Raw genomic sequence first — 18477 nt, 5'->3', positions numbered from 1 at the left:
CCAGGGTCCGCTCAGGGGAAAGGGGCACGAACGCCATGTCGTGACGCGAACCAGGTGTCGTTCGTGACCCTCTTCGGGCGGAGTGACCGTCGCGTGGCCCGCATGGGGCCGCCTCGTTGTTGGCGTCGCCCTCAGGCCGCGACCACCGTCGTCGGCCGCAGCCGACGGAGCTCGTCGTACGTCGCCGCGCACTCCCCGCAGCCATCGAGGTGGTCGCGCACCCGGTCGGCCTGCGCCTCGGTGAGGCGCCCGAGGTGGAGACCGGCCAGCCGGTCGCGCCACGGCGCGCAGCGCGGGTCGTCGGCCCGGGCGACGTGGGCCGCGACGTACGCCAGTCGGAGACCCTCGCGGGCGCGGAAGGCGAGGGCCGCCGCCGCGTTGGGGTTGAGGTCGAGCCGCTCGCCGACGGCGTCGAGGGGCCGTCGCTCGACGAGGGTCCACCAGAGCACGAGCTGCCAGCGGTCGGGCAGCCCCCGCAGCACCCGGCTCAGCAGGCGCGACTCCTCGCGGCGCTCGGTCTCGTCGGGGACGGCCGCGGTCGGTGTCGGGTCGTCGGTCCAGACGAGCGGCGCGTCCCGGCGCACGTGGTCGACGTGGGCGTGCCGCACCGCGGTGAGCAGGTAGGCCCGGAAGGAGCTGCGGGGCCCGCCCCCGGACGCGAGCTGGGCGAGCACCCGGGCGAAGGCCTCGGCGACGACGTCCTCGACGTCGCGCTCGTCGCACAGCCGGCTCGCGAGACGGAGGGCCACGTCGCGGTGGCGCCGGTAGAGCTCGGCCGTCGCCGCGGCGGCCGCCGGGTCCGTCGAGCCCGCTCGGGCCTGCTCCAGCAGGTCGGCGTCCGACGCCAGCTCGACGAGCCGGGTCGTGGCGTCGAGGGCGGCGGCGACGCCGGGAGCGGTGGTGGGCACGGGGTCACACTTTAGTGCGAGCAGCCCCCGGCCGCCCCCGGAACCGCCCTAGGATGGGCCCGCCCATGACCGACCGCCCGCACGGCCGCTCCGGTCCGCGTCCTCGCCCCAGGCTCCGCGGACGTCGTGGCGCGCCCCCGGCGGCGGCGCTGGCTCTCCTCGTCGGCGAGCTGTGGCCCGACGGCACCGACGGGCCCCTCGACGAGGACGCGCTGCGGCGCGTCGCCCACGACTACGCCCGGCGCGGTGACGACCTGCGCCGTCTGCTCCACGACCTGGAGCAGGTCGTCGACCTCCTCGGGCCGGCGTGGACGGCCGACGAGGTCAGTGCGCTCGTGGAGCAGTCCGCCCTGGCGTGGTCGGACACCTTCCTCGGCGTGCGGGCGACCGGCGACCCCACCGGGCCGCCGGGCACCACGAGCCGGCCCCGCAGCCGCCCCGGCTCGGTCGAGGTCGTGACGGTGCGGCTCGCACCCGTCCACCTCGTCGGAGCAGGCGCCCAGGACCGGACCGGGTCGCTCGCCGACGACCTGCGCACCGTCTCGCTCGTCGCTGCCGAGCACCTGCCCGGCAGCGAGGTGCTGCTCGCCCCCGAGCAGTCCGTCGCCCGTGTCGTCGTCGGCGCGGCCGGCGATGCCGCCGCGGCGGTCGCGACGTTCGGCGCGGCCTGCGCCGAGCTCACGACGCACCGGTGCACGGTGACCGTCGACCGGGTGGCGGTGGGCTCGGCCGAGCACGCGCGCCTGCTCGGCCGGTCCGCCGGATGAGCCCGGCACCCGAGCCGTCGGACCCGTTCGGCCGCCGGGGGGCCGACCCCGCCACGCTGCCGCCCGAGGTCCGCGGGCTGCTGGAGGACGTCGCGACCATGGCGCGCGCGGCCGCGGAGGACGGCCTGTCGATGGAGACGCTGATGGGGGACCTCCGCCTGCTCTGCGACCTCGACGCGGGAGAGCGCCTGCCCCTCGACGTCCTGCGGGTCGCGACGTTGGCCTGGTCCGACCACCACGCCGAGCTGGAACGCCGCTCCGCCGTGCGCGACGGCGGACTGGTCGCGCCCGACGACCTGGTGTGGGCCCTCGTGGGCCGCGACGACCGTCCGCCGGGCTCGTCGCACGAGGTGGTGGTCCTGCGCCTGGGGACGCCCGATCCGGGGTCGCTCCTGGGGGACGTCGCGCGCGAGGTCTTCGCCGGGGACGACGACCTGGTCGCGCTCCCCACCGACCGGCACGCCGTGGTCCTGCCGGAGGTCCGCCACCCCGCCGGCGACGTGGCGGACCGTGCGGCGCTCGCGGCCCGCGCCCTGCGGGGCGCGCTGGGCACGGGGAGCGAGGTGGACGTGGAGGTGGTGCCGCTCGCGCCGACCGCCACGGCGGCCGCCGCCGCGCTGCGCCGGCTGCTCGTCGGCCTCGAGGACTGAGCTCGGGGCCGCGTCACCCCGCCGCCAGGCGGCCTTCCGCCTCGCCGATGAGGGACAGCACGGCGGCCAGGTCGCCGTCGCCGTGCAGCACCTCGATACGGGCCTCCGCCGAGACCGCGGAGCGTACGTCGCGGGCGATCGCCTGCGCGTCCTGACGGTCGGGCTCCGCCAGGGCGACCACGGCGAGCCGTCCCGGGGTCCAGCGCGCGACGCCGACGGGGCTCTCGTGCTCCTCCGCCCAGCGACCGAGGGCGTGGGCGTCCCGCGTGACGTGACCCGGTCCCGGCTCGACGAGCGCCACGACGGCGCGGCGGGGCGTGACGGACGCGCCGCGCGTCCCGGTGTCCTGCAGGTGCGCGCCGAGCTGCTCGACCAGTCCGAGGGGCGTGAGCAGGCCGGTCTCGGCGTCGTGCTCCGGCAGGCTGTGCAGCGCGGTCCGGACCGGGCCGGCCGACACCGGGGCTGACACCGGCGCTGACACCGGCGCTGACACCGGGGGCGCGGACGGCGCCCGGCGTCCGATCCGGCGGAGCACCACGGCCCAGCCGCCGCCGTCGCCCGCGTCGTACAGGGCGTGGCAGAAGCCGGTGAGCCGGGTGGTGCCCCCGGCGACCGGCACCTCGAGGACGGTGCCGTCGGCGAAGGGGAGGTCGACCCCGAGCACGTCCGCGGCGGGGTCGCCCACGCGGGGCTCGCGGTCGGCGAGGGCGAGCAGCAGCTCGGTCGGCCGGTTCCACTCGACGAGCCGCTGGTCGGCGTCGAAGGCGAGCACGAGGGCGCCGAGGTCGTCGAGCAGCCGGTCGGGGGACGGGGGCACGACCGGACGGGCCGACCCGCGGACCCCGGCACCGACGAAGACCGTCAGCGCGACCACCGCCGCCACGTCGGTCAGCTGCAGGCGCATCGCCTCCGCCACGAGCGCGGCCACGGCCCCCCACTGGATCGCGGCCGCCTGGAGCCGCACGGCGCCGGCGCGGTCGTTGCTGCGACGGGCGAGGGCCAGGACGGTGAGGAGCAGCAACGCGAAGCAGTACGCGGTGTGGACGGCGAAGAGAGGGCCGAAGCTCACGGTGGCGCCGACGGACACGACCGCGTGGGGGCCCAGCAGCACCTGCCAGGCGGCCACGACCAGCGGCTCGGCGACCAGCAGGGCCACGACGGCCCGCGACGGCCGCCACGCGGCGTCCGTCATGCGGCGGGCGACGGTCCACAGCAGGCCGCACGTGGCGCCGACGGCCGGCAGCCAGAGGAGCAGCGCGCGGGACAGTCCGAACGCCTCGAACCACACGACGTGACCGGCCCACACCGTGGCGGACGCACAGGCGAGGGCGACGGTGCGACCCGCGACGAGGTGGTCCCGGCGGACGAGGGCGACGACCGTCAGCGCCCCCGCGACGACGAGGGCGGCGAGGTGCACCGCGATCGCGAGTTGGCTGGTCACAGACCCATTCAACACAACCCGGCGGGCCTCCCGCGACGCCGTGCGACCGCCTCGGCCGCAGCGCGCAGGTCCCGCTCGCGGGGGATCCACCCCCGGCGCAGCTCGTCGGCGAAGAGCGAGGCCACCGCGGCGGCCTCCTCCTCCGACAGGGCCGGCCGCTCCGCCGCGGCCCCGCACCGCCCCTCGTGGCCGCGGCCGATCCGTCCCCGTCGCCTGCGCATCGTGCTCCTCCCGTGCCACCGGCCCTGCCGGTGGCGTCTCGTCTCCCGCGGAGAGGACGCGCGAGGCCCGCATTCCTTACGGGACGTCCGTGATCGCGTGCGTGGTCTGCGTCACCCCCGCGTGGCAGGCTGGGCACGTGCCGGACCGAGGAGAACCGGAGCGCTGGCTCCTCACCGCGGGCGAGCGCGGCAACCCGCGCACGCGCGTCGACGACCTCCACCCCGGTGCGGTGGCGTGGTCCACGGGCAACCGGGTGCGGCCGCTGGTGCACGGCGCCGCCTACTTCGCCGAGCTCCTCGAGCGGATCGAGGCGACGGGGCCGGGCGACCTCGTGCTGTTCACCGACTGGCAGGGCGACGCCGACCAGCGACTGACGGACGACCCCGACAGCACCGTGCTCGAGGTGCTCGGTCGCGCCGACGAGCGCGGCGCCGACGTGCGCGGCCTGGTGTGGCGCTCCCACAGCGACGTCACCGGTTTCACCGCCCGCCAGAACGCCAACCTGGGCCGCGCCCTGCAGCGCCGCGGCGCCGAGGCCATCCTCGACATGCGGGTGCGGATCGGCGGGTCCCACCACCAGAAGCTGGTGGTGATCCGCCACGGCGACGACCCGTCCCGCGACATCGCCTTCGTCGGGGGCATCGACCTCGCGCACTCGCGCCGCGACACCGCCGCGCACGCCGGTGACCCGCAGCCGGTGCCGGGGATGCCGGAGGAGTACGGCGCGCGCCCGCCCTGGCACGACATCCAGGCGGCCGTGACGGGTCCCGCGGTGCACGACGTGGAGACGACCTTCCGGGAGCGCTGGGAGGACCCGACCTCGCTGCGCCACAGCCCGATCATCCTGCTGCGTGACCGGCTGCGCGGGCTCGACACCACGCCCGACCCGCTCCCGCCGCAGGCGCCGCCCCCGCCGCCCGTGCCGGGCGGCACCCACGCGGTGCAGCTCCTCCGCACCTACCCCGACCTGCGCGGCGGTCGCGACTACGCGTTCGCGCACGGGGGCGAGCGCAGCGTGGCCCGCGGCTACACGAAGGCGCTCGAGCAGGCGCGGCGGCTGGTGTACGTCGAGGACCAGTACCTCTGGGGCGACCACGTCGGCCGGGTGTTCGCCGAGGCCCTCACGGCCCACCCCGACCTGCACGTCATCGTCGTCGTGCCGCTCCACCCCGACGTCACGGGACTCAACCGGCTCGCGCAGCGCGAGGGCCGCCGGAGGGCGATGGAGCCCATGCACCGGGTCGCGCCCGACCGCGTGGCGGTCTACGGGCTGGAGAACCACGCCGGCACACCCGTCTACGTCCACGCGAAGACCTGCGTCATCGACGACACGTGGACCACCATCGGCTCCGACAACTTCAACCGCCGTTCGTGGACCCACGACTCCGAGCTGTCCGTGGTCGTCGTCGACGAGGCGGACGAGTACGCCCGCCGGCTGCGTCTCTCCCTGGCCGCCGAGCACCTCGACCGGGACCCGGACGACCCGCTGGAGGACTGCGTCGACCCGGCCGCGATGTTCGCGACCTTCGCCCGGACCGCCGCCGACCTCGACGCCTGGCACGCCGGCGGCCGGGTCGGACCGCGCCCGCCGGGCCGGCTGCGGCGCCTCCGCCCGCCGCGCCTCAGCCGCCCGGCGCGGGTGCTGGCGTCCGCGCCGTACCTCCTGCTCCACGACCCCGACGGCCGCCCGCGCGACCTGCGTCGGCGTGGGGAGTACTGATCCGGCGCGTCATGGCGTAGAACGTCCGCACCGCGCCGTACGGAGGAGGGAACGTGGCCACACGCGTGTCGTTCGCCAGCTCGACCGGCCCTCGGCTCGCCGGGCTGGTCGACGAGCCGGAGGGGGAGGTGCGCGGCTGGGGTGTCTTCGTCCACGGGTTCACCCTCGGCAAGGACTCGCCGGCCGCCGCCCGCGTCAGCAAGCAACTCGCCCGCGAGGGCATCGGCATGCTGCGCTTCGACGCCCTCGGCCTCGTCGACTCCGAGGGGGAGTGGGGCCGCGGGTCGTTCACGGTGAAGGTGGCCGACACGAAGGAGGCGGTGGCCTTCATGGCGGAGCGCGGCACCCCGGCGTCCCTGCTCGTCGGCCACTCGTGGGGCGGAGCGGCCGCGATCGCGGCGGCCTCCGACGGCGCCCCCGTCTCCGCCGTGGCCTCGATCGCCGCGCCCGTGGACCCGGGGCACGCGGAGCACCAGTACGACGCGTTGGTCGACCGCGTGCTCGACGACGGCGAGGCGGAGTGGAGGGTCGGGGGCAAGACGCTCAAGCTGACGCGGGAGTTCGTCGAGGACGTGCGCCGGGCCGAGTTCCGCGACCGCATCGACCGGCTGCGGCAGCCGCTGCTCGTCATGCACTCACCGACCGACAACACGGTCGGCGTCGGCAACGCCAGCGAGATCTTCCAGCGGGCGCGCCACCCCCGCAGCTTCGTCGCGCTCGAGGGCGCCGACCACCTGCTGACCGCGCCGGGCCAGGCGAAGCGCGCCGCACGGCTCATCAGCGCGTGGTGCGACCCGTACCTCGCCTGACCCCGACGGCGCTCCCGGAAGGGCCGGTCGGCTCGCTGCCCGGCCCCGCGGCCAGAGGGCGCGGAACTGTGCGGCTGGTACGGCTCTGGTCGCGGCGGGCGTGTCCCAGCTGCACATTTCGCGGCACCCCGAGCGGGTGCCCCGCCCCAGCCGTCCCCCCGCCGTACGCCGCGGAGCCGCCGCCTCCGGGACGTCATGCGCCCCGGCGGTCGGGGCCGGCGCTCCGCATGACGTCCCGGAGGTGCGAGGGGGTCAGGCCTTCAGCTTGTAGTCCTTGAGCAGGCTGCGCCCGATGATCATCTTCTGGATGTCGCTCGTGCCCTCGCCGATGAGCATGAACTTCACCTCGCGCATGAGCCGCTCGATCTCGTACTCCTTGGAGTAGCCGTAGCCGCCGTGGATGCGGAACGAGTCCTCGACGACCTCGTTGGCGTACTCCGAGGCGAGCATCTTCGCCATGCCGGCCTCGACGTCCATCCGCTGGCCGGTGTCCTTGAGGCGGGCCGCACGCACCATCATCGTGTGGATCGTCTCGACCTTCGTGGCCATCTCCGCGAGCCGGAAGAGCACCGCCTGGTGCTCGGCGATCGCCTTGCCGAACGTCTTGCGCTGCTGCGCGTAGGCGATGCCGAGCTCGAAGCCGCGCCAGGCGAGGCCGCAGGCGCGGGCCGCGACGTTGACGCGCCCGACCTCGACGCCGTCCATCATCTGGAAGAAGCCCTTGCCGGGCTCGCCGCCGAGGATCTGGTCGGCGCTGATCTGGTGGCCGTCGAGGATGAGCTCGGTGGTCTCGACGCCCTTGTAGCCCATCTTGTCGAGCTTGCCGGGCACCGTGACGCCCTGGGCGGTCTCGCCGAAGCCGGGCTCCTTCTCGACGAGGAAGGTCGTCATGTTCTTGTAGACCGACTCGGCGCCCTCGTCGGTCTTGGTGAGCAGGGCGACGAGCGTCGACGTGCCGCCGTTGGTCAGCCACATCTTCTGGCCGGTGATCGAGTACGACCCGTCGTCCTGCTTGACGGCCTTCGTGGACACCGCGGAGACGTCCGAGCCGAGGCCCGGCTCCGACATCGAGAACGCGCCGCGCACCTCGCCGGTCGCCATGCGCGGGAGGTACTTCGCCTTCTGCTCGTCCGTGCCGTGCTGCATGAGCAGGTAGGCCACGATGAAGTGGGTGTTGATGACACCCGAGACGCTCATCCAGCCGCGGGCGATCTCCTCCACCACGAGCGCGTACGTCAGGAGCGACTCCCCGAGGCCACCGTGCTCCTCCGGGATCGTGAGGCCGAAGACGCCCAGCTCCTTGAGGCCCTCGATGATCTCCGTCGGGTACTCGTCGGCGTGCTCCAGCTCCTGGGCGACGGGGATGATCCGCTCGTCGACGAACTCGCGCACCGCCTTGAGGATCTCGGTCTGCACATCGCTGAGGCCGTCCGTCTGACACAAGCGGGGCATGTCACTTCCTTCCACGTGCTGATGGGTGCGAGAGGGATCGCAGTTGCCCGACCTCTCCTGCGTCAACCCAGTGTGACGCAGTCGTGATCGAGCGATCGGTCGGCGACCCGTTTCCCGCGAGGCGTTCGGTGAGTGGACGCAGTGGGGGTGACGGGATCGCTGCGAGGGAACATAGCCCAGATGTGGGATCGAGGCCCGCCCGAGTGGTGCGGAGTTCCTCGCGAGTAACCAGATCCGTGTCCGATGAGTGATCCACGTCAACTTTTGTTGGCCGACAGACCGAGCGCTCGGTACGCTCCCGGCCAGTTAATGCGTGTTAACCCTGCCGACCCCGTCGGCCGAGACCCCTCAGGAGTCCCGAGATGCAGCAGATCCTCGACGCGATCCTCTCCGGCAACGCGGAGAGCGGTGACTACGCCGCCATGGAGCTGCCCGAGTCGTTCCGCGGCGTGACCGTCCACAAGGACGAGGTCGACATGTTCGAGGGCCTGGCCACGCGCGACAAGGACCCGCGCAAGTCGCTCCACCTCGACGACGTCCCGCTGCCCGAGCTGGGCCCCGGCGAGGCCTACGTCGCGGTCATGGCCTCGGCCATCAACTACAACACCGTGTGGACGAGCATCTTCGAGCCCGTCTCCACCTTCGGCTTCCTCGAGCGCTACGGCCGCCTCTCGGAGCTGACGAAGCGCCACGACCTGCCGTACCACGTGGTCGGCTCCGACCTCGCCGGCGTCGTGCTCAAGACCGGCCCGGGCGTCACCCAGTGGAAGCCGGGCGCCGAGGTCGTGGCCCACTGCCTCTCGGTCGAGCTCGAGGACCCCGCCGGCCACGACGACACGATGATGGACCCGCAGCAGCGCATCTGGGGCTTCGAGACCAACTTCGGCGGCCTGGCCGAGATCGCGCTGGTGAAGTCCAACCAGCTGCTGCCCAAGCCCGACCACCTGACCTGGGAGGAGGCCGCGTCCCCGGGTCTCGTCAACGCGACGGCGTACCGGCAGCTGGTCTCCAAGAACGCCGGCCAGATGAAGCAGGGCGACAACGTGCTGATCTGGGGCGCCTCGGGCGGTCTCGGCGGCTTCGCGACGCAGTACGCCCTCAACGGCGGCGCCAACCCGATCTGCGTGGTCTCCAACGAGGAGAAGGCCAAGATCGTGCGCAGCATGGGCGCCGAGATGGTCATCAACCGTTCCGAGGAGAACTGGCAGTTCTGGAACGAGGAGGGCACCAAGCAGAACCCCAAGGAGTGGCAGCGCCTCGGCAAGAAGATCCGCGAGCTCACCGGCGGCGAGGACATCGACATCGTCTTCGAGCACCCGGGCCGGGAGACCTTCGGCGCGTCGGTCTACGTGACCCGCAAGGGCGGCACGATCACGACCTGTGCGTCGACCACGGGCTTCATGCACGAGTACGACAACCGCTACCTGTGGATGAACCTCAAGCGCATCGTCTCCAGCCACTTCGCCAACTACCGCGAGGCCTACGAGGCCAACCGCCTCATCGCGCAGGGCAAGATCCACCCGACGGTGTCGCGCACCTACGGCCTCGACGAGGTCGGCCAGGCCGCGCTCGACGTGCACCACAACAAGCACCAGGGCAAGGTCGGCGTGCTCTGCCTGGCGCCCGAGGAGGGCCTCGGTGTCCGCGACCACGCGATGCGCGAGAAGCACATCGACGCCATCAACCGCTTCCGCGGCGTCTGAGGTCGATCGACGTGCGGATCACGGTGGAGGTCCACCTCGACGAGCTGGCCGGCGACCTCGCCGGGGGACTGGCCGGCGCCCTCGGCGCGGACCGGAACGTGCGGGTGCGGGTGGTCGGTGACGACGGTGCGGAGCTCGGCGACGCCGGGGACGCGCTCGACCTCGACCAGGAGGACGGTCCGGCCACGGCGCCGGTCGCGGTGCTCCCGGCGCCGCCCGTGCCGATCGCCGGTCGGTGCATCGCGCCGACCGAGCGGCTCACCGCCCGGGAGGTCGAGGTCGTCGGCCTCGTCGCCCACGGACTCACCAACGACGAGATCGGGGCGGCGATGTACCTCGCCGGCTCGACCGTCAAGTTCCACCTGCGGCAGATCGCGATGAAGCTGCGCACGCGCAACCGCGTCGAGATCGCCGCCTGGGCCTGGCAGTCCGGGGTCGCCGCGCGGGCGGCCGACCGGCTCGTCCCCTCGGCGGCCGTCCAGGCCATCTGAGCGCCCTATGATCCTCCGCGCCCGGTGCACCCGCGTCGGGCGCGGAGGAGAGGGAGCCCGGTGGAGATCGACCCGCGACGGCTGCGGTTCCTCGTGGCGGTCGCCCGCGCGGGCGGCATCCTCGCCGCGGCCGAGCAGCTCGGGGTGTCGCCGTCCGCGGTGTCCCAGCAGGTGGCCCGCCTCGAGCGCGAGACCGGCCAGGCGCTCATCCGCCGCACGGTCCGCGGCACCCTCCTGACCCCGGCCGGGGCGACCCTCGCCGAGGCGGGCGAGGAGGTGGAGCGCACCCTCAACCTCGCCGCCGTGCGCCTCGACGCCGCCGGCGCCGCCCTGTCCGGCACCGTGCGGGTCGGCGGGTTCGAGAGCTTCCTGCGCACCGTCCTCGTGCCGGCCCTGCCGCGCTGGCGCCTGCAGCACCCGGACCTCGACGTGATCGTCGCGGAGGCGGAGCGCGACGTGCTCATGCGGCGGCTGCGCACGGGGCACCTCGACGTGGCCATCATCGAGACGGACGCCGACGAGACCGCGCACCTCCCGGCCGGCGTCGTCGAGCACCACCTCCTCGACGATCCGTGGCGGGTCGTCGCCCCCGTCGGTGCCGTGGAATCCGCCGACGTCGCGGGCCTGCGCGGTTCCTCCGTGCCGTGGCTGGGGGTCGCCGACTCGGAGGCCAGTGCGCGGGCCATCGCCCGGGTACGCCGCGGCCTCGGGCTCCACGGCGCCGTGAAGCACGCCTACTTCGGGCTGCAGACCGCCCTCGCCCTCGTCGCCGCCGGGGAGGGCGTGGCCCTGGCGCCCGCGCTGGCCATCCAGGGCCTCACCCCGCCCGGGGTGGTGGTGCTCGAGGTGGAGGGGCTGGGGGTGCGCCGCATCGTGGCGCGGCACCACGAGTCCCGCGGGCCGACGCCGGGTCCGGCCGTCACCGTGACGTCGCTGGTGAGCCAGGAGGCGGCGGCGCACGGCGGCGCGGACCCGCTCGGGTGAGCGGGCGGCGTACCGCCGTGTGACCTGCGCGACCCACCCCCGCGGGAGTGCCGCGCGGCTGCGCCTCTTCAGCGTTGCTGAAGCCCGGGTGCGCGGATCCGGCACTCCCGCCGCGCCCCCGTCGTGGTCCACGATCCATGCCGGTCGGCCGCGTCCGCGGCCCGTGGAGAAGGTCGGGAAGAGGATGCTCGCGGCAGTGCTGGGATGGGTCGGGACGATCGGGACGATCGGTGCCTTCGCCCTCCATTCCACGGGACGGATGTCGTCCCTCTCGGTGCGCTACGCGCTCCTCAACAGCGTCGGCGGCCTGCTCGCGTCGGCGGGCGCCGCCCTGTACGGCGCGTGGCCGAGCGCCGTCTCGAACCTCATCTGGGCCGGGCTGGGCCTCCGGGCGCTCGTCGTGGCGGTGCGCGAGCGGCGGGGCGCGCGGGTCGTGCTCGACGACGTGCGCTCCGACGAGGACCCGCAGCCGGTCACGCTCGCGGCCTGAGCCGCCGTTCCCGGACCGCTCAGGGCTCGCCGTCCCCGGAGCGGGTGGGGCAGTCGTCGTTGCTGCACACCCGGTCGTCGAGCGTCGGGTCGGCGCCCCCGACGACACCGTCGGGCGGACCGACGCGGGCGGAGGCATCGTCGGGGCCGGGCCGGTGGGGCTCGAGCCGGACGGCACTGCCGCACACCTGGCAGGGTCGGGCGTCGTCGTACACGGGGTCCTCCTCGGGATGTGGTCCTGGCGCCGGTACCCGGAACGGGGTGAGGGGCGTGAGGTGCAATACCTCAACAGATCTTCAGAATCCTCTGTGTAGATATTTTCGGTTGAAGACTGCATGATGGTCCCCGCGGCTCGGTCCCTCGATCCGTGCCGTGCTGCACCCCCTCGTCGGAAGGCCCGCCCGTGAACCACCCCACCCCCGCCGACTCCCTCCGCATCCACCGCGACGCCCCGGGTGACCTGCGCGTCACGGGCGGCGTCTACGAGCAGGAGGACCTCGAGCGTCTCGACTTCGAGGTGAGCGGTGCGACCGAGGGGTTCACGCGCAACGTCTCCCTCGACCTCAGCGACATCGACTTCCTCCCCAGCCTCGCGGTGGGCACCCTCATCGCCCTCGCGCGCCGCGCCGAGCGCGACGGCGTCGCGGTGACGCTGACGGCCCGCGCCGGCACGCTCGCGCACCGGGTCCTCAGCGTCGTCGGCGTGCCGGTGAGCGAGCCCGCCGGCGGCACGGGCGACCTGGTCGGCTGATCGCCGTCATCCGGCTCGTCTGCCTCCACGCCCTCGGGGGCAGCGCCCGGTCGTTCGACCCCCTGGCCGCCTCCCTCGACCCGGCGGTGCGCGTCACCGCCCTCGACCTGCCCGGCTTCGGGGACCACGCCGAGGGGTCCGCCGACGGGTCCGCCGACGGGTCCGCCGACGGTTCCGCCGCGAGCGTCGCTGACTGCGCCGCCACGGTGCGGCACGTCGCCGCCCGGCTCGCTGTCCTCCCGTCCGCCTCGGATCCGCTGGTGCTCCTCGGGCACAGCATGGGCGGCAAGATCGCCACGCTCCTCGCGGCAGGCGCCGTCGTCCCGCCCCCCGCCGGTCTCGCGGGCGTCGTGCTCGTCGCCGCCTCGCCGGTCGTCCCCGAGCCCATGGCGGAGGAGCGACGGCAGCAGATGCTCGGGTGGACGCAGGACGGTGCCCTCGACCGGGCGGCGGCCGAGGAGTTCGTCGCCATGAACACCCACGCCCCCCTCCCCGCGCCGCTGCACGAGGCCGCGGTGGCGGACCTGCGGCGTACCGATCCGGTCGCCTGGCGGCGCTGGCTGCTCGCGGGCTCGCGAGAGGACTGGTCGGCGCGGGTGCCGCGTCTCGACGTGCCCGCCCTCGTCGTCGCGGGCGCCCACGACGGGGACCTCGGGACGGCCGCGCAGCGCGAGCTCAACGGCACCGTCGCCCACGCGACCGAGCTCGTCGAGGTGGACGGCGCCGCCCACCTCGTGCCGCAGGAGCGACCGGCGGAGCTGGCCGCCGCGCTGTCAGGCTTCGTCGCCCGCCTGGGCTGAGCCCCGCCCGCGCCGCGGGAGCGGGAGGAAGAACGGGACGCGGCGCTGGTAGTCCTGGTAGGCCGGCCGGTCCTCCATGCGCCGCTCGGTGCGCTTGGCGCCGGTCGCGAACACGAGGAAGTAGGACATCGCCACGGGAGCCGGGAACGTCCAGGCACCGGGCGCCGAGGCGGCGGCCGCGATCCACGCGCCGTCCCACACCACGGAGTCCCCGAAGTAGTTGGGGTGGCGCGAGAGCCCCCACAGCCCGGTGTCGAGCACGTCGGGTCGCTCGTCGCGGTCGCGCTCCATGAACCGAGCCTTCTGCCGGTCGGCGACGGCCTCCACGACCGCGCCCCCGACCATGACCGCGATGCCCGCCGGGAAGAGCCAGCGGCGCGCCGTGCGGGGGAGCGTGCTCGCCGCGGCGAGCTGGAGCGGCGCCGACACGGCCAGCTGCGCGATCCCCTGCGTGACGAACACCTTGGCCACGACCGCCGCGGTGCCGTCGCCCTCGAGGAACTCGGTGTAGCGCTCGTCCTCCTCGTCGGTGCCGCGCACCCGCCCGAGCATGAGGCGCTCCAGCCGGACCGCCCACGCCGTGGTCACGCCGGCCAGGGCCCAGCGGCGCCAGGGGTCCCCGGAGCCGAGCGCGGCGCTCGTGACCGCCACCGCGGCGAGGCCGGGACCCCACGCGGCGTCGGCGTAGTCCCGGCGGCCGCGGCGGAGGGCGACCAGCGCGGTGCCGGCCTGGACGGCCGCCACCACCGCTGCCGAGGCGCCGACGACACGGCGCAGGCTCGTGCCGTCGACCGACGAGGTGCGGCTGCTCACGAGGCGGTCCACGGGGGCGGACCGTCCTGGCTGTCCTCGTCCGCCGCGACCGGGTCCGCGACGTCGAACCCCACCGCCCGCAGCATCCGCCGGCTCAGCGAGCCCTCGGCGGCGAGGAGGCGGAGCGTCGTGCCGCGGGCGCTGGCCGACCGCTGTGCCATGACGAGGGAGCGGATCGCGCGGCTGGGCAGGAACGTCACGCCGCTGAGGTCGACGGCGAGGGTCCCGCCCGGCTGCGTCCCGGCGGCATCGATGAGCTCGTGCTCGAGGCGGCGTGCGTCGAGGTCCGTGAAGACACCGCCAACGACCGTCACGCGGCCGTTGTCGGCGTCGGTGGCCAGCTCCAGCAGGTCGGTGTCCTGCTCCTCCTCGGCCGTCATCGGAGCCGCACCTGGGCGGACACGGTCGTGCCCTCCTCGTCCGTCTCGACGTCCCACGACTCGCTGAGCGCGTCGACGAGGTGCAGCCCCCGTCCGCGCAGCGCGTCGGGCGCGATGGGCGTGAGGATCTTGCTGCGCCACCGCTCGGCGTGGTCGGAGCAGTCGTCGTCGACGCACTCCGGCGGGCAGGCGCCGTTGGGGGTGCCGCAGTCGGTGACCCGCAGCGTGAGGAGGTCGTCGGCGACGTCCCAGCGCACCTCCAGCGTGTGGTCCTCGCACGGCGCGCCGTGGTCGATGCCGTTGCGCACCAGCTCGTGCAGGATCGTCGTCGCGTCCTCGACCACGTGGCGCTCGAGCCCGAGGGGGCGCAGCTGGTCGAGCAGGTCGTGGCGGGCCAAGTTCGCGGACGCGTCCGCGAAGGGCAGCGATGCGTCGTACGTGCGGGCGGGGCCCGCGGCGGGGGTGCCCGCCCGGGCCGTGCTCGCGCCTGCGGTGGTCACGTCGGCCGTCCCCTCTGTCCGCGTCTCGGGATTCACGTCGGTCGCCTCGTCTGCACTGGGTCTCCCCACTCGTTGGAGCGCCCCCGGCTCGAGCGGACGGGACGTGGTCACGACAGTAGTGGTGCTCACCCAAGCCGGTACCCGGTCGACGCCGCGCGAGTACCACGGAAAAGCCGTCGCGCTCCCGGAAGGCGGCTGGCTACGGTCGTGACGCCCGCCGTCCGACGACCTCGAGGAGGACCCGTGGCGCACCTCGCCATGGTCAGCATCCCGGCCCCCGGCCACGTCAACCCGAGCCTCGAGGTGATCCGCCGGCTCGTCGAACGGGGCCACCGGGTGACCTACGTGAACGACCCCTCCTTCCGGGAGGCGATCGAGGCGACGGGGGCGGAGCTCGCGCCGTACGGCTCCGTGCTGCCCCGCACGAACCACGCCGGACGCACGGAGGGCGACGGCCCCGAGGAGGCCTTCGAGGGCGACGCGATCGACCACCTCGCGCGGTTCCAGGACGAGTACGAGGTCATGCTCCCCGCCGTGCGGGAGCGGTTCGCCGACGACCGCCCCGACCTGTTCCTCTACGACATCGCCGGCATCCCCGCCCGCCTCCTCGCGGACGCGTGGGGGATCCCGGCGCTGCAGCTCTCGCCGACGTACGTCGCGTGGGAGGGCTACGAGGAGGACATGGCCGAGTTCACCACGTGGGTGCGCAGCGACCCGCGGGGAGCGGCCTACCTCGAGCGGCAGCGCGCGATGCTCGCCTCCGAGGGCATCACGGAGGACCCGCTGCGCTACCTCGGCCGACCGCCGCGCTGCGTCGTGCTCGTGCCGGAGTCGCTGCAGCCAAACGCCGACCGCGTGGACCGGGAGGTCTACACGTTCACCGGCCCGGCGGTACGCCGCGGCGACCCCGCCGCCTGGACCCCGCCCGCCTCGGGGCGGGTGCTCCTGGTGTCGCTCGGCACGGCGTTCACGAAGCAGCCGGAGCTCTACCGACGGTGCCTGGCGGCCTTCGGCGACCGGCCCGGGTGGCACCTCGTGCTGCAGGTGGGACGGCACGTCACCGCCGAGGAGGTGACCGGCGGGCGGCCGCTGCCGACGAACGTGGAGGTCCACCCGTGGGTGCCGCAGCGCGAGATCCTCGACCACGCGTCGGCGTTCCTCACGCACGCGGGGATGGGCGGCGCCAACGAGGGGCTGGTGACGGGGACCCCGATGATCGCGGCGCCGCAGGACGTCGACCAGTTCGACAACGCCGACGCGCTCGTGGCGGCGGGCGTCGCGGTGCGGGTCGACAGCGCCACGATCGACGTGGACGGCCTCCGGGCCGCGCTCGACGCCGTCACCGCGCCGGAGGTCGTGGCCCGGTCGGCGGCGCTGTCCGCCGAGGTCGCCGCCCTCGGTGGCCTCGACCGGGCGGTCGAGGTCGTGGAGTCGCTGCTGCCGTGACGGGCCTCAGACCGTCCCGCTGCCGATCGGCACGACGACGGTGAGCGGGTCGAGGGGCTCACCCGCGGCGTACACGTCGTTGAAGAGCTCCACGGCCTCGGCGGTGAGCCGCACGTCGTGCGACGCCCACAGCTCGACGCCGTCCGCGTCGGCCTCGGGGCTGGGGTGCCGCGCGAGGGTGAGGTCGGCCAGCGGCACGCGCGGGGCGTCGGGCCGCTGGTAGGGGTCCTCGATCGACAGGCGGGCGCCGCCGTCGGCGTCGACCTCGAGCCACGGCGTGGCGAGGCGCACGAACATCATGCCGCCGTGCCCGGCGAACCGGACGTCGCCGGTGAACGCCCACGCCCGCGCCGTGCCGGGGGGCGTCGCGTCGGGCGGGGTGGGGTCGAACGCGTAGAGCACCTCGGCGCCCGTCGCCCCCGCGCCGTGCGAGATGGTGCTCCGGCCGCCCGGCATCCGCCGCACGTAGTCGACGAACGACGCCTTGATGCCCCACCGCAGGCCGTGGGGCGGGGCACCGGGACGGTCGGTCTCCGTGGTGGACGTCATGGGCGGATGATTCCATGCGCAGGGAAGCGGCGGGTGGCGCCCGTCGTTGTGCCGACGTGAGGCTCTCCCTGCTCGACCGCTCCCGCACCCGTGCCGGCCGCCCCGACGGCGAGGCCCTCCACGACACGATCACGCGGGCCCGGCACGCCGAGGAGCTGGGCCTGCACCGGTTCTGGGTGGCCGAGCACCACGGCGTGCCCGGGGTCGCCTCGGGCTCCCCGCCGGTGCTGCTCGCCGCCGTCGGCGCCGCCACCGCGACGATCCGGATCGGCTCCGGCGGCGTCATGCTGCCGCACCACCAGCCGTTCGTCGTCGCCGAGCAGTTCCGCATGCTCGACGCCCTCCACCCCGACCGCATCGACCTGGGGGTGGGCCGGTCGCTGGGGTTCACGGCGCCCGTGCGCCGCGCGCTGCGCCACGATCCCGTGCCCGGCGCGGGCTCCGACGTCGACGCCGCGCTCGCCGCCGGCGCGGAGGCGTTCGCCGCCGACGTCGAGGAGCTGCGGGCCTACCTCGACGGCACGTCGGAGGTCACGGTGCGCCCCGCGACGGGGCGCCCGATCCCGCTCCACGTGCTCGCCACCGGGCGCGGCCTCCACCTCGCCGCGCGCCTCGGCCTGCCGGTCGTCGTCGGCGGTCCCGTGCTGGCCTCGGCCGACGTGGGGGACGCGCTCGCGGCGTACCGCTCGGCGTTCCGCCCGCACCCCGGCGGCCCCGAGCACCCGCGGGTGACGGTCTCGCTCGACGCGTTCGTGGCGGACACCGCCGCCGAGGCGCGGGAGCTCGCCCTGCCGGAGGCCCACGCGATGGCGCTCTCGCGCACGACGGGCGAGTTCGGGCCCCTGCAGAGCCCCGCCTTGCTGCGGTCGGAGGCGTGGCCCGACCAGGTACGCCGCCGCGTCGAGGCCCACCTCGACCAGACCCTCGCGGGCACGGCGCCGCAGGTGCGGGCGGCGCTCGAGGAGCTGGTCGAGCGCACCGGCGCGGAGGAGGTGCTGGCCAGCACGTCGACGTGGGACCACGCGGCGCTGCTCGAGGCGGACCGGGCGCTGGCCGCCGCCCTGACGGGCCGCTGACGGGCCGGTGACAGGCCGGTGACAGGCGGGGCCCGTGCTGCTTGACTGCCCCGGGTGAGCACCTCCGCCGACCCCTCCGCCGGTCGCCCGCCGACCCTCGGCCGCTGGCACGACCTCGTCGCCCACCGCGACGCTCCCGACGTCGACGCACGGCTGCGCGACCTCCTCGCCCCCGAGGCGGTGTTCCGCTCGCCCGCCGTGCACAAGCCGCAGGAGGGCCGGGAGCTGACGGCCGCGTATCTCGGCGCCGCGCTGGTCGTGCTCGGGCCCGGGCTGCGCTACGAGCGGGAGTGGTGGGACGAGCGCTCGGCCGTGCTCGAGTTCGTGACCGTCGTGGGCGGTCGCGACCTCCACGGCATCGACATGCTGACCTGGGGCGACGACGGCCGCATCGTCGACTTCACCGTCATGGTGCGCCCCCTCCGCGGCCTCGAGACCCTCGTCGAGCTGATGGGCGCGGAGCTGGGGCGGGCTGCCGGTCGGTTCCCCGGCTGACCGGGGAACACGCCACTTTGACCATCAAATT

At 74.8% G+C, this 18477-nt stretch carries 22 protein-coding genes; 13 read left to right on the top strand and 9 right to left on the bottom strand.

Annotated elements, in window-relative coordinates; genetic code table 11:
* Positions 1–131: 131 nt before the first annotated feature.
* Complete coding sequence (locus tag PIR53_14270; GenBank protein ID WZH51176.1) at positions 132–908, bottom strand: sigma-70 family RNA polymerase sigma factor; 777 nt, start codon at positions 906–908, stop codon at positions 132–134.
* A 65-nt stretch (positions 909–973) separates the two neighbouring features.
* Here PIR53_14270 and PIR53_14265 point away from each other — a divergent pair, with 65 nt between their 5' ends.
* Together PIR53_14265 and PIR53_14260 are read left to right on the top strand one after the other, a co-directional pair.
* Complete coding sequence (locus PIR53_14265) at positions 974–1675, top strand: hypothetical protein (GenBank protein WZH51175.1); 702 nt, start codon at positions 974–976, stop codon at positions 1673–1675.
* The gene (locus PIR53_14260) at positions 1672–2325 is read left to right on the top strand and encodes a hypothetical protein (protein ID WZH51174.1); all 654 of its coding nucleotides are present in this window, start codon (positions 1672–1674) and stop codon (positions 2323–2325) included. The genes PIR53_14265 and PIR53_14260 overlap by 4 nt, the downstream gene beginning before the upstream one ends.
* A gap of 13 nt (positions 2326–2338) precedes the next feature.
* Here PIR53_14260 and PIR53_14255 read toward each other — a convergent pair whose 3' ends face one another.
* Both PIR53_14255 and PIR53_14250 read right to left on the bottom strand, forming a co-directional pair.
* A complete protein-coding gene (locus PIR53_14255; protein WZH51173.1) occupies positions 2339–3766 on the bottom strand; it encodes a histidine kinase N-terminal 7TM domain-containing protein in 1428 nt (475 codons plus the stop codon).
* Positions 3767–3774: 8 nt separating this feature from the next.
* Positions 3775–3987, bottom strand: coding sequence for a hypothetical protein (locus PIR53_14250; GenBank protein ID WZH51172.1), 213 nt, complete (start codon positions 3985–3987; stop codon positions 3775–3777).
* Positions 3988–4124: 137 nt separating this feature from the next.
* Here PIR53_14250 and PIR53_14245 point away from each other — a divergent pair, with 137 nt between their 5' ends.
* Positions 4125–5708: a phospholipase D family protein gene (locus tag PIR53_14245; protein ID WZH51171.1), complete on the top strand. Its 1584-nt coding sequence runs from the start codon at positions 4125–4127 to the stop codon at positions 5706–5708.
* Between the two features lie 53 nt (positions 5709–5761).
* A complete protein-coding gene (locus tag PIR53_14240) occupies positions 5762–6517 on the top strand; it encodes an alpha/beta hydrolase (GenBank protein WZH51170.1) in 756 nt (251 codons plus the stop codon).
* A gap of 252 nt (positions 6518–6769) precedes the next feature.
* Here the strand turns inward: PIR53_14240 and PIR53_14235 are convergent, their stop codons facing one another.
* Entirely contained in the window at positions 6770–7969 is a 1200-nt protein-coding gene (locus PIR53_14235) for an acyl-CoA dehydrogenase family protein (protein WZH51169.1), read from the bottom strand.
* A 362-nt stretch (positions 7970–8331) separates the two neighbouring features.
* Between PIR53_14235 and ccrA the strand changes: the two genes are divergently transcribed.
* The 4 genes from ccrA to PIR53_14215 all read left to right on the top strand — a co-directional run bounded on the left by ccrA (position 8332) and on the right by PIR53_14215 (position 11637).
* Positions 8332–9672 (top strand): crotonyl-CoA carboxylase/reductase, encoded by a 1341-nt coding sequence (gene ccrA, locus PIR53_14230; GenBank protein ID WZH51168.1) that lies wholly within the window; start codon positions 8332–8334, stop codon positions 9670–9672.
* An 11-nt stretch (positions 9673–9683) separates the two neighbouring features.
* Positions 9684–10163, top strand: a complete 480-nt coding sequence (locus tag PIR53_14225) for a helix-turn-helix transcriptional regulator (GenBank protein ID WZH51167.1) — start codon at positions 9684–9686, stop codon at positions 10161–10163.
* A gap of 60 nt (positions 10164–10223) precedes the next feature.
* A complete protein-coding gene (locus PIR53_14220) occupies positions 10224–11147 on the top strand; it encodes a LysR family transcriptional regulator (GenBank protein ID WZH51166.1) in 924 nt (307 codons plus the stop codon).
* 259 nt (positions 11148–11406) lie between these two features.
* A complete protein-coding gene (locus PIR53_14215) occupies positions 11407–11637 on the top strand; it encodes a hypothetical protein (GenBank protein ID WZH51165.1) in 231 nt (76 codons plus the stop codon).
* A 19-nt stretch (positions 11638–11656) separates the two neighbouring features.
* Here PIR53_14215 and PIR53_14210 read toward each other — a convergent pair whose 3' ends face one another.
* Positions 11657–11851, bottom strand: a complete 195-nt coding sequence (locus PIR53_14210) for a hypothetical protein (protein WZH51164.1) — start codon at positions 11849–11851, stop codon at positions 11657–11659.
* 188 nt (positions 11852–12039) lie between these two features.
* Here PIR53_14210 and PIR53_14205 point away from each other — a divergent pair, with 188 nt between their 5' ends.
* Together PIR53_14205 and PIR53_14200 are read left to right on the top strand one after the other, a co-directional pair.
* Positions 12040–12387: an STAS domain-containing protein gene (locus PIR53_14205; GenBank protein ID WZH51163.1), complete on the top strand. Its 348-nt coding sequence runs from the start codon at positions 12040–12042 to the stop codon at positions 12385–12387.
* Positions 12388–12395: 8 nt separating this feature from the next.
* Positions 12396–13187, top strand: coding sequence for an alpha/beta fold hydrolase (locus PIR53_14200; GenBank protein WZH54462.1), 792 nt, complete (start codon positions 12396–12398; stop codon positions 13185–13187).
* On the opposite strand, the gene PIR53_14195 is transcribed toward PIR53_14200, so the two are convergent.
* From PIR53_14195 to PIR53_14185, 3 genes are read right to left on the bottom strand one after another with little or no spacing between them, the layout of a single operon-like run.
* Positions 13161–14000 carry a DUF1295 domain-containing protein gene (locus PIR53_14195; protein ID WZH51162.1) on the bottom strand — a complete coding sequence of 280 codons (840 nt, stop codon included), beginning with the start codon at positions 13998–14000 and terminating at the stop codon, positions 13161–13163. The genes PIR53_14200 and PIR53_14195 overlap by 27 nt on opposite strands.
* Positions 13997–14380, bottom strand: coding sequence for an STAS domain-containing protein (locus tag PIR53_14190; protein WZH51161.1), 384 nt, complete (start codon positions 14378–14380; stop codon positions 13997–13999). The genes PIR53_14195 and PIR53_14190 overlap by 4 nt, the downstream gene beginning before the upstream one ends.
* Entirely contained in the window at positions 14377–14880 is a 504-nt protein-coding gene (locus PIR53_14185) for an ATP-binding protein (protein WZH51160.1), read from the bottom strand. Before PIR53_14185 ends, PIR53_14190 begins: the two co-directional genes overlap by 4 nt.
* A 243-nt stretch (positions 14881–15123) precedes the next feature.
* On the opposite strand from PIR53_14185, the gene PIR53_14180 reads away from it, so the two are divergent.
* Positions 15124–16326: a glycosyltransferase gene (locus PIR53_14180; protein WZH51159.1), complete on the top strand. Its 1203-nt coding sequence runs from the start codon at positions 15124–15126 to the stop codon at positions 16324–16326.
* A gap of 6 nt (positions 16327–16332) precedes the next feature.
* Here PIR53_14180 and PIR53_14175 read toward each other — a convergent pair whose 3' ends face one another.
* Positions 16333–16875 (bottom strand): HtaA domain-containing protein, encoded by a 543-nt coding sequence (locus tag PIR53_14175; GenBank protein WZH51158.1) that lies wholly within the window; start codon positions 16873–16875, stop codon positions 16333–16335.
* 56 nt (positions 16876–16931) lie between these two features.
* Here PIR53_14175 and PIR53_14170 point away from each other — a divergent pair, with 56 nt between their 5' ends.
* Entirely contained in the window at positions 16932–17951 is a 1020-nt protein-coding gene (locus PIR53_14170) for an MsnO8 family LLM class oxidoreductase (GenBank protein WZH51157.1), read from the top strand.
* A gap of 54 nt (positions 17952–18005) precedes the next feature.
* Entirely contained in the window at positions 18006–18446 is a 441-nt protein-coding gene (locus PIR53_14165) for a nuclear transport factor 2 family protein (protein WZH51156.1), read from the top strand.
* Positions 18447–18477 lie beyond the last annotated feature (31 nt).

This window comes from Nocardioides alkalitolerans (genome assembly GCA_038184435.1).
Classification (GTDB): domain Bacteria; phylum Actinomycetota; class Actinomycetes; order Propionibacteriales; family Nocardioidaceae; genus Nocardioides; species Nocardioides alkalitolerans_A.
The sequence above is the reverse complement of the archived record's forward strand: the minus strand, read 5'-3'. Positions and strand labels throughout refer to the sequence as shown.

Bases quoted from the DNA above. Each gene is read 5' to 3' on its own strand.
- PIR53_14265 (WZH51175.1), top strand. From the start codon at position 974: ATGACCGACCGCCCGCACGGCCGCTCCGGTCCGCGTCCTCGCCCCAGG.
- PIR53_14260 (WZH51174.1), top strand. From the start codon at position 1,672: ATGAGCCCGGCACCCGAGCCGTCGGACCCGTTCGGCCGCCGGGGGGCC.
- PIR53_14250 (WZH51172.1), bottom strand. From the start codon at position 3,987: ATGCGCAGGCGACGGGGACGGATCGGCCGCGGCCACGAGGGGCGGTGC.
- PIR53_14235 (WZH51169.1), bottom strand. From the start codon at position 7,969: ATGCCCCGCTTGTGTCAGACGGACGGCCTCAGCGATGTGCAGACCGAG.
- ccrA (WZH51168.1), top strand. From the start codon at position 8,332: ATGCAGCAGATCCTCGACGCGATCCTCTCCGGCAACGCGGAGAGCGGT.
- PIR53_14215 (WZH51165.1), top strand. From the start codon at position 11,407: ATGTCGTCCCTCTCGGTGCGCTACGCGCTCCTCAACAGCGTCGGCGGC.
- PIR53_14190 (WZH51161.1), bottom strand. From the start codon at position 14,380: ATGACGGCCGAGGAGGAGCAGGACACCGACCTGCTGGAGCTGGCCACC.
- PIR53_14175 (WZH51158.1), bottom strand. From the start codon at position 16,875: ATGACGTCCACCACGGAGACCGACCGTCCCGGTGCCCCGCCCCACGGC.